12 protein-coding genes are annotated in these 16,143 nt (G+C 58.6%); 4 read left to right on the top strand and 8 right to left on the bottom strand.

The annotated features are described in order from the left end of the window. Positions 1-26: 26 nt before the first annotated feature. Positions 27-2,051, top strand: a complete 2,025-nt coding sequence (locus tag ABM428_RS16885; RefSeq protein ID WP_353628649.1) for an ATP-binding protein — start codon at positions 27-29, stop codon at positions 2,049-2,051. A 159-nt stretch (positions 2,052-2,210) separates the two neighbouring features. On the opposite strand, the gene ABM428_RS16880 is transcribed toward ABM428_RS16885, so the two are convergent. The 7 genes from ABM428_RS16880 to ABM428_RS16850 form a co-directional block, all read right to left on the bottom strand. Continuing rightward, a complete protein-coding gene (locus ABM428_RS16880; protein ID WP_353628660.1) occupies positions 2,211-4,205 on the bottom strand; it encodes a type IV secretory system conjugative DNA transfer family protein in 1,995 nt (664 codons plus the stop codon). 8 nt (positions 4,206-4,213) lie between these two features. Continuing rightward, a complete protein-coding gene (locus ABM428_RS16875; protein WP_353628648.1) occupies positions 4,214-6,547 on the bottom strand; it encodes a relaxase/mobilization nuclease domain-containing protein in 2,334 nt (777 codons plus the stop codon). After that, a complete protein-coding gene (locus tag ABM428_RS16870) occupies positions 6,534-7,127 on the bottom strand; it encodes a helix-turn-helix domain-containing protein (protein ID WP_353628647.1) in 594 nt (197 codons plus the stop codon). Before ABM428_RS16870 ends, ABM428_RS16875 begins: the two co-directional genes overlap by 14 nt. A 564-nt stretch (positions 7,128-7,691) precedes the next feature. Further along, positions 7,692-7,898, bottom strand: a complete 207-nt coding sequence (locus tag ABM428_RS16865; protein WP_007120662.1) for a hypothetical protein — start codon at positions 7,896-7,898, stop codon at positions 7,692-7,694. 538 nt (positions 7,899-8,436) lie between these two features. Next, positions 8,437-9,366, bottom strand: coding sequence for a DUF2493 domain-containing protein (locus ABM428_RS16860; protein ID WP_353628646.1), 930 nt, complete (start codon positions 9,364-9,366; stop codon positions 8,437-8,439). Between the two features lie 593 nt (positions 9,367-9,959). Continuing rightward, a complete protein-coding gene (locus tag ABM428_RS16855) occupies positions 9,960-10,445 on the bottom strand; it encodes a hypothetical protein (RefSeq protein WP_353628645.1) in 486 nt (161 codons plus the stop codon). Between the two features lie 7 nt (positions 10,446-10,452). Further along, positions 10,453-11,514, bottom strand: a complete 1,062-nt coding sequence (locus ABM428_RS16850) for an XRE family transcriptional regulator (protein WP_353628644.1) — start codon at positions 11,512-11,514, stop codon at positions 10,453-10,455. Positions 11,515-11,692: 178 nt separating this feature from the next. Here ABM428_RS16850 and ABM428_RS16845 point away from each other — a divergent pair, with 178 nt between their 5' ends. The 3 genes from ABM428_RS16845 to ABM428_RS16835 are packed head-to-tail and all read left to right on the top strand — an operon-like array spanning position 11,693 to position 15,032. Next, entirely contained in the window at positions 11,693-13,018 is a 1,326-nt protein-coding gene (locus tag ABM428_RS16845) for a nucleotidyltransferase (protein ID WP_132998369.1), read from the top strand. Next, complete coding sequence (locus ABM428_RS16840) at positions 12,999-13,607, top strand: SLATT domain-containing protein (RefSeq protein WP_353628643.1); 609 nt, start codon at positions 12,999-13,001, stop codon at positions 13,605-13,607. Before ABM428_RS16845 ends, ABM428_RS16840 begins: the two co-directional genes overlap by 20 nt. Positions 13,608-13,610: 3 nt before the next feature. Beyond that, a complete protein-coding gene (locus ABM428_RS16835) occupies positions 13,611-15,032 on the top strand; it encodes a DUF2235 domain-containing protein (protein WP_353628642.1) in 1,422 nt (473 codons plus the stop codon). A gap of 275 nt (positions 15,033-15,307) precedes the next feature. Here ABM428_RS16835 and ABM428_RS16830 read toward each other — a convergent pair whose 3' ends face one another. Beyond that, positions 15,308-16,036, bottom strand: a complete 729-nt coding sequence (locus ABM428_RS16830; protein ID WP_132998372.1) for a DUF736 family protein — start codon at positions 16,034-16,036, stop codon at positions 15,308-15,310. Positions 16,037-16,143 lie beyond the last annotated feature (107 nt).

Here is a 16,143-nt window from a genome sequence, read left to right as displayed (position 1 = left end):
ATCACTCCTAAGAAGAATTCTTAGCTTTGCGGGTTTTTCACTCACGCGACGTAGGCTACGATGTCGGAAATAGCGAGGGTATCGGCATGGCGGAAACTGGATGGTTATCAGACCCAATCGGCCGCATCAATAATCTGTCTCTGGCACCTTCGCCGAAGAATACACTTCAGCCTTTGTTCGAAGCTCTGATGAACTCGATCCACGCGATTGAAGAGCGGTTTGGGAAAGACAAGCTGTCATCCGGGATCATCGAGATAGAGATGACGGAGAACGACGAGGGATCATACACGGGGTTCGTAATCACGGACAATGGTATTGGCATGAATGCCGATAACATGATCTCGTTTCGCAAGTCGGACTCGATGAAGAAGGTGAGATTTGGAGGCAAAGGTGTTGGGCGGCTTCTGTGGCTTAAAGTTGCGGACAAAGTTGGCATATCCAGCAATTACCACAACGGTGCAGGCATTGAATCAATCTCATTCGATTTCGTAGCCGATCCTAACGAACCGATATCGAACCTGAAGGAAGGCTCCTCATCAGGGGGTATAGGAACAACGGTCCGGCTTACTCCTATTAAGACAGCTTACGCCCTGCATATGCCGGCGAAGTTGGAGACAATCGCTGTCCGAACCGTCGCTCATTTCATCAACTACTTTGTCAACATAGACTGCCCAAAAATCACTTTGCTCGACTCGAAGGCAAGCATCGATCTGCTCGATAAATTTACCAGCGATGTTGTTAGGGATCAAAACTACCCGATTTCCGTCTTGGTGGATGGAGAGAACCGCAAGCTATCGCTGAACTGTTTCCTCGTGCCGAAGAACTATTCTGACGACGAGAAAGGCACTAACGGTCTCTTCTTCGGCGCACATGGTCGCGCTGTGACTCGATACGAAATGGATAGCGTCATTGGGCTCAAAGCCATCGACGGCAAATACGCCTTTTTTGGCTATCTTGAAGGAAATATACTTAATGAGGCCGTAAACGACACAAGAACGGAGTTCTCATTGGGTGAAGATCCGATTGATGACCTGAAGCGTGAGTGTATCGTTGCCATTCAGAGTTTTCTGGCGAAGGAAATTGGCCAAGTTCGAGAGCGTCAACTTCAGACAATCATCGAGGTGCGGAACGAACACCTGCGCTTTTACAATATCGCCAAAGATCCTCAAGAAATTGCCGGAAAGCTTTCTCTTTCGACTCAAAAGGATGAAGATATCTTCGTCGAGATGTCCCGGCAGTCGCTCCGTCAATACAAGAAAGTCCGCCGTCAGTTCGCCGAAGCCAAGAAGAAAGATCTTCCGGACATTGACCAAAAGGCGAAGGAGTATGTCGCGGAGCTTCAGGACGAATCTCTCTCCTCACTGGCAGAATACATTTACAAGAGAAAACTGATCCTCGACATGTTCGATGAAAAATCGGCATTCGCTGATGTCGATGCGGAAAAGGCTCACTATGAACGCGTGGTGCACGAAATGATTTGCCCGCTCGGAACCACCAAGAGCGACCTGAACTACGAAGACCATAACCTTTGGGTTATCGATGACCGTCTGGCGTTCTATTCCTACTTTAACTCGGACAAGCAGCTAAAAGCGCAGGCGACAAGCTCTGATCCTCGGCGTCCAGATGTGACCCTTTTCGACTTGGGGATGGGATTTGAGAAGGGAGCATCTCCAGAACCGATCACAATTGTCGAGTTCAAACGTCCCAAGCGTGACGACTACACCATGGCCGATAACCCCTTTACGCAAGTTCAGGACTATGTCGAAGAACTTCGCAAAGCTGGAGAGGCAATGCGGTTTGATGGGCGTGTGATACGCACGATAGAGGACAACACACCGTTCATGTGCCAGATTGTCGCCGATGATACGCCATCTTTACGGCATGTGATGAAGCGGGTCGGCGGCTTCTACAAGAAGGCGGGTTCAAAGTCCTATTATCGCTGGGACGAAGGCTTCAAAGTATTCATGGAGGTCACCTCGTATGCCGATCTGATTTCTGGAGCCAAAGCCCGCCACGCTGCCTTCTTCGACAAACTTGGCATTGCTCCATAAGGTTCTGTTTTACCCTCCGCTCGGTTTGGGCAGGTGTCAGACTTCAAAGATGACACAAGGAACTCGATGCCCGTTTGTTGCGATCGGCACTGCATTTTTGCAGCCGCAGCGAAAGTCTGCATCCCGTCCTTCTATGACCGTCAGACCATGCCCACCGCCCTACCGGTGAATTGGCTTTTTGCCACCCTCCTCCTGCAGCATCGCTTCCATGTCGTTCAAGCCATCGACTGCAGAGCGCATCTGCGCCTCATCATCCACTGTGTCGGAATCCGCAACCTGGCCCTCAAAATCCATCTCCATCTGGCGCTGTTCCTCGGCGACAACAGTTTGAACGACGGGCGCGGTCTTCCGTGAATTGGGTTCAGTTTGCCCGGACGGTTGATCGCCAACACCTTCGCGCAGGCCCTCAACATCGGCCTCGGGTCTGCTTGACCCGTTCGGTGGCGGTGTCATCGGCATCGCGCGGACACTCAGCGGCAGCGTACCCTGCGGCCCCCCTCCCCCCGGCTCTGGAAACGGCAATTCGCCCGTTTGCGCTGCATGGATCGCCTTGAACAGTCGGTCGTCGAAATACTGGATCCGCTTCGCACGTACGGGCATCTGCGCATCGATGACCATGACGATCTCGTCGAGCGGCAGGCGGCGCGCCTCGTCTTCGGGGAGCAAAGAGCTTTCTTCGGTCCGTGTGGATTGGCTACGGCCCTCGAATGGGTTCTTGCCGATGGACTGCGAACGCGTGATGACGGTCTTCGTGGTCTTGCCAACCGCCTTGCTCAGCTCTTCGACGGTTTTTTCATCCGAGGGCGTGAGGTAGAGCTTCACGCCCGCGTTGCCCTGCAGGGCTCGGCGGGTGTTCTCGCCATAGATTTCATCAAGGGCGGGGATGGTTTGGGTAACCACGGCGAGGTGACCGCGATACGTCCGCAGGGTCTCGATGCTCTCGACCACGATAGGCATCTTGCCCAAACGATTGAACTCGTCGAGCATGATCATCACCGGCCAAGGCTCATCCGGCCCTGGGTCCTTTTCCTGCATGGCCGAGAGAAGATCGGAAAAGAAGAGCCGGATCAGCGGCGCGAGCGGCTTCACCATCAGCGGCTGGACCACGAGATAGACCGAAAAGGGTTTCTTGCGGATCGTGCGGAAATCAAAATCCGACACCGCTGTCGCCTCATCGATGGCCGGGTTCTGCCATTGATCGAGCCCCGATGTCATCAGGAGCGAGACGTAAGAGGTCAGCGTATCGTTGTTGGTCGAGGCCAGCCGCGTGAAGATCAGCTTGGCGGCCCTGTTGTCCACCTCGTGGCCCCGCGCGAAATACTCCTTCTGCTTGTTCCCGCCCGAGGCGGCGATGCGGTAGATCTCGCCCAAGGTCGGACGCTTGCGCTGGAAGGCCAGGAGCCCCGCTGCCACAAAGAGATCGATCCCGCCCTTGAGCAGCCCCTGCACCCGGTCATTGTCGCTTTGCAGGAAGAGCGTCGCCAGGAGCTGCAATTCCATCTGCTGGCGCGCGGGATCTTTCAACTCATAGATGCGCAGGAGCGGGTTGTAGCGATGCGTGCGCTTGCCCTCCCAATCGGTGGGGGCAAAGCGATAGACCTTGTCGCCTTGGGCTGCGCGGTGCCGGGCCGTGGCCTCGAAACACTCGCCCTTCACATCGAGCGTCACGGCGGAGCCTTGCCAGGTCAGCAGGTTCGGAATGACAAAGCCCGTGGTCTTGCCGCGGCCCGTGGGGGCCACGATCAGCGCATGGGGGAAGACCTTGGAGCAGATGTAGTTGGCGCGGGAGCCCGGCGGCCCCAGCTTGCCGAGGATGAACCCGGTACCGGGCGCTCCGAAGAAGCCATTGGCCGTCATCTCGCGCGCGGTCTGCCAATGGGTCTGGCCAAAGCGTGTCAGAGCGGACCCCGAGAGGGCGAGGCTCAGCATCAGGCCGGCGGCGGCGAAGCTGCCGATGATCAGGTGAATAAGTTGCGCGTCTTCCGGGCGGCGATCGAGGATCGCCAGATAGTTCTGCGCGATATAGGCAAAGTCGACCTCGGCTCCGAAGCCGAGATCCTGATAGGTCAGCACCGCCGAGGCGATGGTGTAGCCTATGGCTGCGGTCACCAGCGTTACCAGCAGGACGCCCGTGGCGATCCGCGCTTTTCCCATGGAGGCGCTCAATGGACCTGTCCCCGCTCGGTCTCGCCATCCACATCGCCAGTGCGGTGTTTTTCGTATTCGGTGTCGGCAAGATCATCGACCACCTGGCGCAAGGCCTCCGTGTTGGCCGTCGCGGCATCGGATTGCAGATAGACCTTGGCGACATAGAGCCGGTCGAGACGGTCCTCGAGAACCTTCTCCAGCGCATCGGCATCGCCAGATGTGAGCCGGTCGAGTTGGCGAACGTCCAGCACCCGCGCGATCTCGTCGCGGAAGGCGTCCCGCTCCGCCTCGGTCTCGAAGGGCGCGGACAACTCCCCCGCCCGCTCATGCTCCAGAACACGCGTAATCCCGTCTGCGAGGCGATCGGTGTTGTCAGACTGCAGCGCAGTTTCATCGCGGGTCGCGAGGATGTCGTCGCGCGTGCCAGACCCAAGCCCGTCGCGCATCTCGGCTTCGCGGCGGACCTGATTGATGGCTTCCGTATCGCGTATCTCGACGACGGCCGCATAGGTCGCGCCGAGCCCACGGGCGAGATGGGACGGCATGTCCGGATAGCGCGCTCGTAAGTCATCCGTGACAGCATCTGCAACGGGCGTGCGGAGGTCGCGTCCCTCCATGATGCGGCCGACCTCGCGGGTGATCTCGCTGGCGCGGGCCGCATCGGTGATAGTCTCCCTGTAGGGCTCAGACCGGTCGATCACATCGCCGGGGCGTGCGAGCAGGTCCGGGTGTGCCTCGAGATACGCACGCTGCTCCGTCTCGATGCGGCGCTCCGCCCGTGAGACAACCTCCCAGTCCCGGTCCTCGATCTGCTGCGCGGTCAGGCCGTCTGCGCGCATCTCCTGACGGATTGTCCCTTCCATCGCCCGGACTGCGTCCTGATGATAATGGAACCGCTCGCTGACCGGTTCCGCTTCCATGACCCCATCCCGGCGCAGCACGTTTTCCCGTTCCAGAAGCGTGCCAAGCGCGACATGCACATCGTTGAGAATGTCGCGCGCCTGTTCCAAATCGGCGCGGCGTTCGAGATTCAGATCGCGCGCCTCGGCCACCTTGGAGAGATCATTGGCGATCCATTGATGCTCGAGCGCTGCATTTGAGGCCCCGGTCTCGATCCGGGCCACCACTTCGGATGTGCTGATCCCCGTGCCCCGTAGTGCCGCGTCAATGCGCGATCTCAGATCGGGCTCGGCCAGTCGCTCGCGCTGGTTGGTGTCGATATTGGCTTCGGAATAGATCCCGCCCTCCGAGGGGGCCTCTGACAGCGTGGATGATCGCAAACCGAGAGGCTGCATGTGCTGGACCTGCGTCTGGATCTCGATGAGGCGTTTTTCCAGCACGGGACGTTCCGCGTCAGGCTTCTCGGCGATCATGCCCTGCACCCGCGCGAGCTTTTCCGCATAGAGGCTTCTCAGGTCCTCGAAGCTTTGATCCTCGGCCATATAAACATCTCCTGTTCGGTCCACCTGTCCGCCATGCGCCAGCACCTCGCCCGCGCGGAACAGCGCCGCGGCAATATCCTCGCGGGCCTCCCTCGAGGCTTCGGCGGCCAGGGAATGGTAGACGGTTCTGGTTTTGGCGATCTCCGCCAGCGTCCGGGTCAGGTCCTGCCCCACGCGTTCGCGCTCGCGGGGCGCGCGACCCTCTTCTTTCGCCGCATAAACCTCGCTGGTGCGGGCTGGGTAATGCACGACGCCGCGCTCCACCCGCCGCGTGGCTTCCAGCCGCACGCCGTACTTCTCGGCCTCCTCGACCATGGCGAGGCGGAAGTCGTCATAGTTGAAGCGGTGATTGCGCCCCAGAAAGAAGAACTCGCCTTCTTGCGAGCGGCGGTTCAGCACCAGATGCGCATGCGGGTGATCGCGGTCCTCATGCACCGCGATGATGTAGTCGAAATGCCCCTCATCAGTCTGGAAGAACCGCTCGGCCACATCCGTCGCAATATCGCGCACATCCTCCCCGCGCGTGCCGATGGGGAAGGACATGAGCATGTGGGTGGTCTGTCCGAGCTTGGGTTTGAAGCCCGCATCCCACCGCTTGGCAAAGCGCTCGGTGAGATCCTTGATGTCATTCGCCTCGAGCTTCGCCTTGCCATCCAGGAACCCGCTACTGTCCACGATATGAGTGGACTTGGTTGCGAGGTAATCGAGCTGGTTCATCAGCTGCGACTTGTTATGGGTCCCCCCGCCCCGGATCGCCTTGAAGACCGCTGGCCGATGCCCCGCTGCCGCGCGTACAAGCTGGCTCTGCTTGGCGACATGCAGCCCCTGCATCGAGCCCCGGACGCGGCTCCAGCCATCCCGGAAGACCTCGCCCGTGACGGCATGGACGGCATCATTCAGCCGCATGGGCAAACTCCCTCAGCGCGGCCGTGGCCTCCAGCTGCATCGCGTCCCGACGGCGGCGCAGGAGCAGGTCGATCTCGTCAGCAGAATCCAGAATGAACCGCGCCAGCCCGCGCATCTGCGCGAGGCGCAATTCGGAGAACTCGGCACTCGTGCCCTCCACGGCCCCCTGCCCCATCCGGTTGGCCCGCGTCATCTGCTTGGCGATCTGCGCGACCCCATTGCCGACCTCGTGCAGAGAGGCCCTGTAGCGCGCCATCTCGGCCGCCATCTGCGCGTCCGGAACGAACACTCCGCCCGCCGCCTGAATGAGCCGCCGCAGCCCCTCGGCACGGCTCTGGATCCCCGCCTTCGCCAGCACCTCGTCGAGCGCCGCAAGCTCCGCAGCCGTAACCTTCACACTGACCGCTAAGACCGGAATTGCGGCATCGGCCTGGCGCTCGGCATCAGCTTTGAGCGTGTACTGAATCGCCCGCACCGACACGCCAAACCGTTCCGCCAGCACTGAAGTGGAAATGCCTTCCGCAGCTTCGCGAACGATCTCCATGCGGTCCGCATCTGTGAGACGTTTTGAGCGCGACATGCGAAGAAAGACCCCCTATTTCCTGCCACCTTCCATCAAGGCTGCCCCCACCTTACGATAATATACCTATATGTCAATTATATACTTATGTCGCTTTCAGTCTCAGGCAGCCCTGATGTCCGTTTCACGCCGCGGCCCGCAGGGACGCGGCCCTGTCGAGCCTCACCACCGGCACACCATCCAAACGCCAGGACCCCCTTCCCCAGCACCGCCCGAGTGTCAGGCCGAACACGAATGTGTTCGGACGGAACCGCGGGCGGGCGCAAACCCCACCGACAGGGCGGACAGGCAGGGTCAAGTAGGGCCAGATTTGGGTCCCCAAATCTCTGCCGCAAAAACCGGGAGGCCCTGGCCGATAGGTTTTTACGGATGGCCCCCTTGAGGCTGACTGGCCGGTCTGTCGCGGCCTGACTCTTCCGGTCTGCGATCCTCCTTTGATCGCACAAAGACCGGAAGCAAGGCGAGGTCGCTGCCGGCGATCACCCGCGCCGGAACCGGCATCCCTGGAACAGGGATCGGGCCGCCCCAAGATCGTCCTGGGGCGGCCCATCCTCGTCAGAGGATTTAGTCCTGGGGATCTTTCGCGCTCGGTGGGAACATCACCAGCTCCGAGACCGCGACCGGGAAGTCGAGCTTGAGGCTGAAGAACTCCGAGCCGTCCCCGTTGCGAGTATTGCGGAACATCGCACCCACGCGCTGAAAACGGGTGCGCTCCTGGCCATCGGTATCGGTGAACTTGACGGGGACGGTGGCGACGTAGTGGTTGGTCATTTGGGTTACTCCTTGTTGCGATGGGGATCACCCGGCACGGGGGCAAGAGGCCCGGTCGCAAGCGCAAATGCGGAGGGTCCGCGGCCCGCCGTGGAAGCCGTATTTGTGCTTGCCGAAGCGTGAGCTGAGGGCACGATTGGGCCGACCCCGTGCGATCCACATCTATGAGCAAAAAGGAGTGACACGGATGACCCTTGCCATCACGCAGCCGCCACCATCCGCGTCCGCGTCCCGCCAAGCCTGGTCGGGGTGCTGACGGAGCCCGCCCGCGTGGATGCGATGTTCCGAAACACCACCCGAGGGATACGCAAGTCTTCAGCCTCAAGTGCGACGTCTCGATCCCTCGCGTCTTGCCCCGCTAACGATGTGCGTGAGGTGCGCGCCATCCCCAGCCCCTACCGATGCGGATGGGCCGCACTCTGACGGGCTGGGTAGAGGGATGACGGTGCTGGACGCCGTGAGCTGCCGATCAAGTGTGATCGATCGCACGCGCCATGAGACATGACGAAAGGGCCGCGCCAAGCGCGACCCCCTCTCTTCAATCTTGCGCAGTATTCTTCGGCGGGTCCGCAACCCGCATGACCGTCAGGCCTTTCGCTTCCGCTTTCTGCCCGAGGTTCAGCGCGACCCCGTTACCACCGAAGAGAACAACCCCCGTCGCCGCGAACTTGTCGTCCAGCATCTCGTCGTTGCACTTGAACGGTGCCGCCCGCCCGTACGCGGACCAGCGCGGATCGAAGCGCGCTTGCGCGACCCCGCGTGCTCGGGCCCACCGGGCCGCAATCATCTCCGCCCCGTGCTTGCCACCCTTGTGGCAGAGGAAGATCTCCTGGTTGCGATTCTGCTTGATCCGTTCGCGAACCTTGTCGAGCGTGTTGAAGATCACATCGACATCGGTCCAGTCGGTGGCACCTGAGACGATCAGGGGAACCCCCTCGACTTTCGACTTCTCGGCGGTTTCGCGGTCGTGCTGCTCTAAGAGCTGCCGCGCCTCGAAGACCGCCCCGGTCTCCTGCGCCCGGACGCTTGCGCGCGACCCGGCTGCCGGGATGAAGGCGTGGCCCGTCTCGATCTCGTAGCATTCCGCCGCCGCCTCGCTCATCACCTCGATGGCGGCGACAATCTCGCGCAACTGCAGGAAGCGCGCCTGCGCTTCTTCGAGCGCGGTCTCGGCGATCTCCGATCCGTCATGGGATTTTGCCAGCGCGCCGATCTTGTCGGCGGTGCGGTCGACCTCCTTGCCAAGCGCTACCTTGCGGCGCTGCAGGATCGTCGCGAGCCCATGGGCCAGCGGTTCGATCTCTGCTTCAAGCCCGGTTCCCCGCAGCTGCCCGAGCAATGCCTCGAAGCTTTCGCGGATGATGTGGTAGGTCAGGATGTGATCTTCCGGGATCGGCAGCTGCGCGTCCTTCTCGGTCAGTCCGAAAAGTTCGATGGTCTCGTAGGTGTTTGCGGTGTCGTAAGCCATGTCTGGTCTCCAGTATTCGGTTGAGGAGCCACCACGTGAGTGTGGGGGCATGGCCGAATGCCTGGTTTCCGAATCTGCCCGGGTCAGGGACGGCGCAGCCGCCGGCTTGCCGGGCGCAAAAGTTTTCCGCGCGCAACACCCGACACATGCGCGCGCTCACGCACGGGTTCACCCCAAGCCACCGGCCCCGCCCTCGCCGAAAAGTTTTGCGATCCTTGACGCGGGCTGATTTGGGGGCCATCCGGAGGATATGCTTCCGCACTCATGTGTGTGTGTTTTGACGGTAGGTTTGCCCGACCCGAGCAGGCAAACGGCCCGACCGGACGCGGGAGACGGATGAAGCGGCGGGATCGTTTTGCCCCGCAAAACAGACCAGAGCGCAATCCGGCGGAGCGGCCAGGGAGGGACGTGCTCGCGAGGCGGGCAAACCGGGATGCCAGGTGCAACGCCGCGGTGAGGCCGCATGGCCGAATGCGCGACGGACCGAAGGGCCGTTCTCCCCTGCGACACGCGAAGCCGAGCGGGGGAGGCCGCAAGGCTAAAGCGAAGATGAGCTTCGCAACAATTTCCTTCCAGCAAGCCGAATAAACAAGCTAGTATCTCGCAAGGCGCCTATTGATTTCCCTAATGGGAAGTCTGCATCTCGGATGATCACGAACCGCTTCGAGACCAGATTTTAGGAGGTCGGTCGAACAAACCTTGTGACGTTCCATCTCATCGAAGACCCACAAGACGCCGTGCATCGCGATTTCTTGGCGCTCGGCCTCAGCCCTGAGCGCACCGTCTCCGGTAAGGAGAACCCAATCCCTTCCAGCTGCCAGGCAAAATGCAAAGACATCTGGCGTCGACAACATAGATTTCGCCCGCTTCAGCGCTGTCGCACGTGCGGTTTCTTCTGGAGTGAGCTCTTCCACTCTCAGACCCAGATCGATCAGATCAGGACCCATCCAGTCGAGGAGTTCCGCTTCATAAAGAATATCTGGGACAACAAAATCATAGGGGAGATCAAAGAGCCTCGCCGTCAGCGAGGCTCTTTCAAGGTCGATCAGGACGGAGGTATCAGAAACAAGAACTTGCACATGGGCACTATGCCATGTGGTCCAACCGTTCTTCCAGTTCTTTTACTCGTATTTCGAGAAGCTCAGCCGCGCGAGACAACCCAATCAATCCCTCGGAGAGGGCACGAAAACACAACCTTTGAAAACGGTCCGGTTCTTCTCGCTCCCAAGGAATGGAATTCGGCTCCTCGAACGGCTCATCCCGCCAACCTCGTTGCTTATAGACCTTAAACAGACGCGCAAATGTTGCCTGGTTGATGATCTCCAAATCCTTGCATCGATACGTCAGCGCTTGAATGCTAACGCCAAACCGATCCTTCAGACTAATGAGCTCACCAATGCTTATGTCCGTTCTCCGGGCACCAATCTCCTGCCGAAGCACTTCTGCCGGAACGAGGAATGCGCCAGCAAATCGATTTGCCGCGCGTTCTGAATCGCACCCTTCGGCGACTTTAAGAACCATGTGGCCCAATTCGTGAGCTAAACTGAAGCGCTTCCGCTCAGACCAGGTCTTCTTCTTGATCATGATCACCCGCGCGGAGTGATGCTCTTTTCGACGGACTTTCGCCGCAAGCCCATCAACTCGATCAACGTCCAAAGACAACACCTTGATACCGTGCTCCTCTAAGAGTTCGGCAAGCATTGGAATCGGGTCGTGACCCAGCTGCCAGGAAGCACGCATGTTGCGAGCCGCGTCTTCGGCATCACGAACATCGGCCACCCAGTAGGGCGCTTCGTGCGGGGCATCCCATTCCTGACTCGAAAGATTCAGCAAGCTTTCGATAGCTAGATACTTTTCAACCATATTGAGCGTTTTGGCTTCGATCGTCGCGATCTCCTTGGCTGACGAGCCGGCTGACTTGCGAAACTCCACGCCCTCCAACTCAAGCTCGTCATCGCTGAGCAGGAAATCCACAGAAACGTCGAGTGCTCGGGCAAGACTTAGCAGCACGCCCGATCCGGGCATGTCTTCATTGCGCTCGTACTTGCCTATGGCTTGAGCGGACACCTTGTTCTCCATGGCATCGGAAAGCGCACGGAGCGAAAGGCCAGATGCCGCCCGGGCTCCTTTGAGTCTCTTGCCAATCATAACGTCCTCCCAGTGGGCGGTTTACACTTCACCCATATGATTGATATTTTGTAAACCACAACGCTTGAAAGCGTGGCTTTTTGCCCCTAACTTGTAGCAGGAAGCCGAAGTAAAGGCAAATTTGTAAACCGCCGCACCGGCCTAAGAGGCGCTGAACCGGCAAAAACGCGAGGCTTCAATGGGCATCTCTGAAGACTTCAAGACCTTTCTCGATAACATCAAGATCGATAATGCCGCGACGATTGCCTTGCGATACGGCGAAGTCACTGCTTCCCTTAACAAGGAGTTTCGCGACACAGAGTCAAAAACGGCCAACAGCCTTCAAGTTGGCTCCTATGGCCGTTGGACGGCGATCAAGGGCATTTCCGACTTGGACATGATCTACATCATGCCTGCCGGGAAGTGGGATAGCTACAAAGATGGGGGCCAGTATCGGCTTCTTCACGATGCCAAGGCTGCGATCAAGCGGCGATACCCTTCGACGACCGTCAAGGTGGATCGTTTGGTTGTTCGGGTGCTTTACAACGACTTCCACATCGAAGTGATGCCGGCCTTCAAGCTAGCTGATGGGAGCTACAAGTACCCTGACACCGCAAACGGTGGGTCGTGGAAGAATACCAAGCCGCAGGCTGAACTCGATGAAATGAGAGAAGCCAATGAGCGCAAGAACCGTAACCTTCGCCGCTTGTGCAAGATGGCGCGCGCCTGGAAGAACAAGCACGGCGTCGCCATGGGCGGCCTTCTGATCGACACTCTCGCCTACAACTTCCTAGAGTCGACCGACGAATACGATACCAAGAGCTTCCACTACTACGACTACATGTGCCGAGATTTCTTCGAATTCCTAGCTGATCAGCCCAAGCAATCCGAGTATGCAGCGCTTGGCAGTCGCCAACGCGTCCGCGTTAAGAAGCGGTTCGAGCGGAAGGCGAAGAAGGCATACGATTTATGTCTGAAAGCCATCGATGCGAGCGGAAAGAAGAACGAGCGCCAAAAATGGCGGGATGTGTTCGGGAACGCCTACCCAGCACCGGCAAAGAGCGCAGCGGGAGAGGCTGCCGCATTCGCGCATGTCTTCAAGAACACTGAGCAGTTTGTCGAAGACAGATTTCCGGTCGATATTCGATACCATCTTCGTATCAACTGCGAAGTGACGCAGGATGGATTCCGTCCGGGAATGCTTCGGGACCTATTGGAGCGGCATGGCGTTCTGCTGCCGAAAAAGAGCCTTCGATTCTTCATCGCGGATGCAACCGATCTTCCCGATGATACCGAGTTGTTTTGGAAGGTCTTGAACCGTGGCGAAGAAGCCGAGCGTCGAGACGTGATCCGGGGACAGATTGTGCGCGACGAAGGTCGCGGTGAGCGCCGAGAGACCACAAGCTTCCGCGGAGATCACCTCGTAGAATGCTACGCGGTCAGCCGAGGCGTGGTCGTTGCGCGTGACAACATCCACGTCCCGATTCGTGTGAGAGATGCCGAGGATGAAGACTATGCCGCCTGATTACGATATCGCGTTCGAGGATCAGGTCCGGGAATGCTTCGGACGGTTGGTCTATACCCACAAAACCCACGAACGTATGGCCGATCGCTCTGCCGATACACTTCGCAGGTACAAGATTGTGCAAATCACTCTGTCAGCACTGACGAGTGCAGGGGCGATCGGAGTCGTGGTGGGAGAAGAATTATGGGTCGAGGTCGCGACTGTCGGCATTTCATTTATGACGCTATTTGTGGCGGCCTATCTGAAGAACTTCGACCCCGGTGCTATCGCCCAAAAACATCGTGACGCAGCCGCGAAGCTCTGGAACGTCCGAGAATGCTACCTCTCACTGCTAACCGATCTGTCGAGACTGCCATATGAAGCCGCAGTTGAGCGTCGCGACGAACTACAGGCCATGCTTGCAGCCCTCTATGAAGGAGCCCCTCAGACTGACGGAAAAGCCTACAAGGAGGCCCAAAGACGGCTGAAGGAGATGGAAGACATGACCTTCACGGATGACGAGATAGACTGTTTTCTTCCGCTCTCGCTAAAGCGATCCGGCGGACGGCCTAAGCAGAAAGAAGTCAATCAGACTGAAGGCAAAAGGTAAATAATGACAAAGAATATCTGTATTTTTTCCGATGGGACCGGTCAAATGGGCGGGTCTAGGCCAGACCAACGCCTTTCGAACGTCTACAAGATGTATCGCGCCATGCGTCCCGGCCCAGACTCACCAATTAACCCAAAGGATCAAGTCGCCTTTTACGATCCTGGGCTGGGTACGGGCGAAAGCGGGGGGCTCTTTGGCCGCGTTAAACCTATCCTCGAAAGTGCAGTCGGCACCGGCATCGATCACAATATCATCGATTGCTATGAACAAATCATCGCCCATTATGAGCCGGGCGACCGCGTGCTGTTGTTCGGCTTCTCGCGCGGGGCTTACACGGTCAGGGCACTGGCGAATGTCATGAACCTTTGCGGTATCCCAACAGAAATGCCCGATGGCAAACCCGTTCCGCGCCACGGGCCCGGTTTACGTAAGATCGCCAAGGATGCAGTGAAGTTTGTCTATAACCACGGTGCCGGAAAGCCTCGAGGGCAGAACCCTTACTTCAAGCACCGCGAAGAGCTTGGTCGCAGGTTTCGCCAGAAGTATTCAAGTGCCCCGCAGGAGGGCGACGAAAACCAAGGCAACGTCCAGCCGAACTTCATCGGGGTTTTCGATACGGTGGCGTCGCTGCGGACAGCAGTCGTGCGCACTTTGGTCTGGGGCAGTACCTTTGCAATCGGTGCCGCCTTCGTCGCCGGTCTTGTGCTAGGGTGGTCATTGCTTCTGGTCATTCCTCTTGGCGTCCTGCTCGGCGCGCTTATTTGGCAGCTGGGCTCTCTATTACTCGATAATTTCAAGTATTTCTCTGATGATCCTGATCGCAAACTGAAGATTTGGCGCCCGACAGACTGGCCGCAGATTCTGAAGACAGGACATTTCGCCGCTTGGAACAAGCGCAACTACGACATGTGGCTGGATCCCGACGTTAACCACGCCCGCCACGCAATGGCGATCGACGAAGACCGCGCAGACTTCCCGCGAGTCGGATGGGCGTCCCAAAAAGCCGCGATTGAGACCAAAGATCGAGAACCGGCTTGGCTCAAGCAGATCTGGTTTCCGGGTTGTCACAGCGACATCGGTGGCAGCTACCCCGAGGCCGAATCCCGTCTCAGTGATATCGCCCTAGACTGGATGGTGGATGAGTTGAGGGAGTGTGTGCCTTCAATCAAAATCAACGAGAATTATCTCAACCGCGCTCCTGACCCCTTGGGCCTGCAGCATCGCGAGGACGCGATCGTGAGATTAGGACCAATCAGCATCCCATGGAAAAAAGGAACCCGAGAAGTTGGCGATGATTTCCCTCTCCACCCATCTGTACAAGAACGCATGCAGGCGGCCGCGGTCGCTCAATTCGGAGAGGTCAAGCCATATCGACCGCAACAGCTGAGCAAGCGATGCGATCTGAGGCGTTTCTATGAGACGTAACAGCGTCTTCGGGTCTTTTTCGAAACAACTTTCTCTGCGCAGAGATGTGCGAGTTCACTTGCATCGATACCTAACGACCACAGCGATTGTTTCATTTGCCAAGTTGCAGCGTAGCATCCTGAAATTGATGTCGATCTCAACCTTTGGCAGAATATGGATGGCTTAGTCACAAGAATCGTGAGATATGTTTCGCCGCAAAACCGAGACAAGAAAAAGGGGAACCGTGGTGCCACGGCTCCCCTTTGGGCTCAGATCGTCTCCCCCTCGCTCGCCGATTAGGCGACCAAGGAGAGCCCCACGCCCGCGTCCTGCGCCTGATCGCCGCTGTCGATGAACGGGATGATCGAGAAGGTCTGCCCGCCGCGCTGCTCTTCGTTCTGCACGGCGTTGACACGCAGATCGCCATCGGGCGTGTTGATCAGCAGCGACAGGTAGTCATTGCCCGTGCGGCTGCTTTTCGCCATCCAGGCCGAGCCGACGCGGATCGGTGTGCCCCGGGGCGAGCTGACCTCGATCCGGTAATCGGGGTGGGTCTCCTCGGATTTATAGCTGTTCTCGATCAGCATGAACTCCAGATCGAACATCATGTTGGCGATGTAGCCGGTGAAGGCGTTGTCGGCGTCCATAGCGGTCAGCTCGCCCGAGATCGAGCCGGATTTCATCAGGCCGTTCGAGACCAGCGGGATAATCTCGAATTCGCCGCTCTGGGCCGTGCGCGCTTCCTTCGTCTGCACCGCGTTGACCCGGAACGGGCCCAAGCCAACATCGATCTGCATCGAGATGTAGGGGTTGCCGCTGGTATTGCCGATCTCGTTCCAGGCCGTGCCGATGCGCACCTTGCGGCCTGTTTTGTTGACTGCCGTTACGTCAAAATCCGGGCTGCGTTCGGACATCTTGGCCCGCGCCTCCAACTGGATGGCGATGTCAAAGCGCGCCCCGTGGATCATGCCGGTGTACTCGGCGGCTGCGGTCTCGACATTGCGGGTGAGGGTTCCTGCGAACATGGGATGGTTCCTTTTGGATTGGCCGGTGTCTGACGTCCTTGCCAGCGCATCCGGGATTGCTTTCTCGACCCCTTGAGGGATCACAAATCAGAAAGCCTGCTTTCCTT

The organism is Sulfitobacter sp. TCYB15 (genome assembly GCF_040435955.1).
Taxonomy (GTDB): Bacteria; Pseudomonadota; Alphaproteobacteria; order Rhodobacterales; family Rhodobacteraceae; genus Sulfitobacter; species Sulfitobacter pontiacus.
The sequence above is the reverse complement of the archived record's forward strand: the minus strand, read 5'-3'. Positions and strand labels throughout refer to the sequence as shown.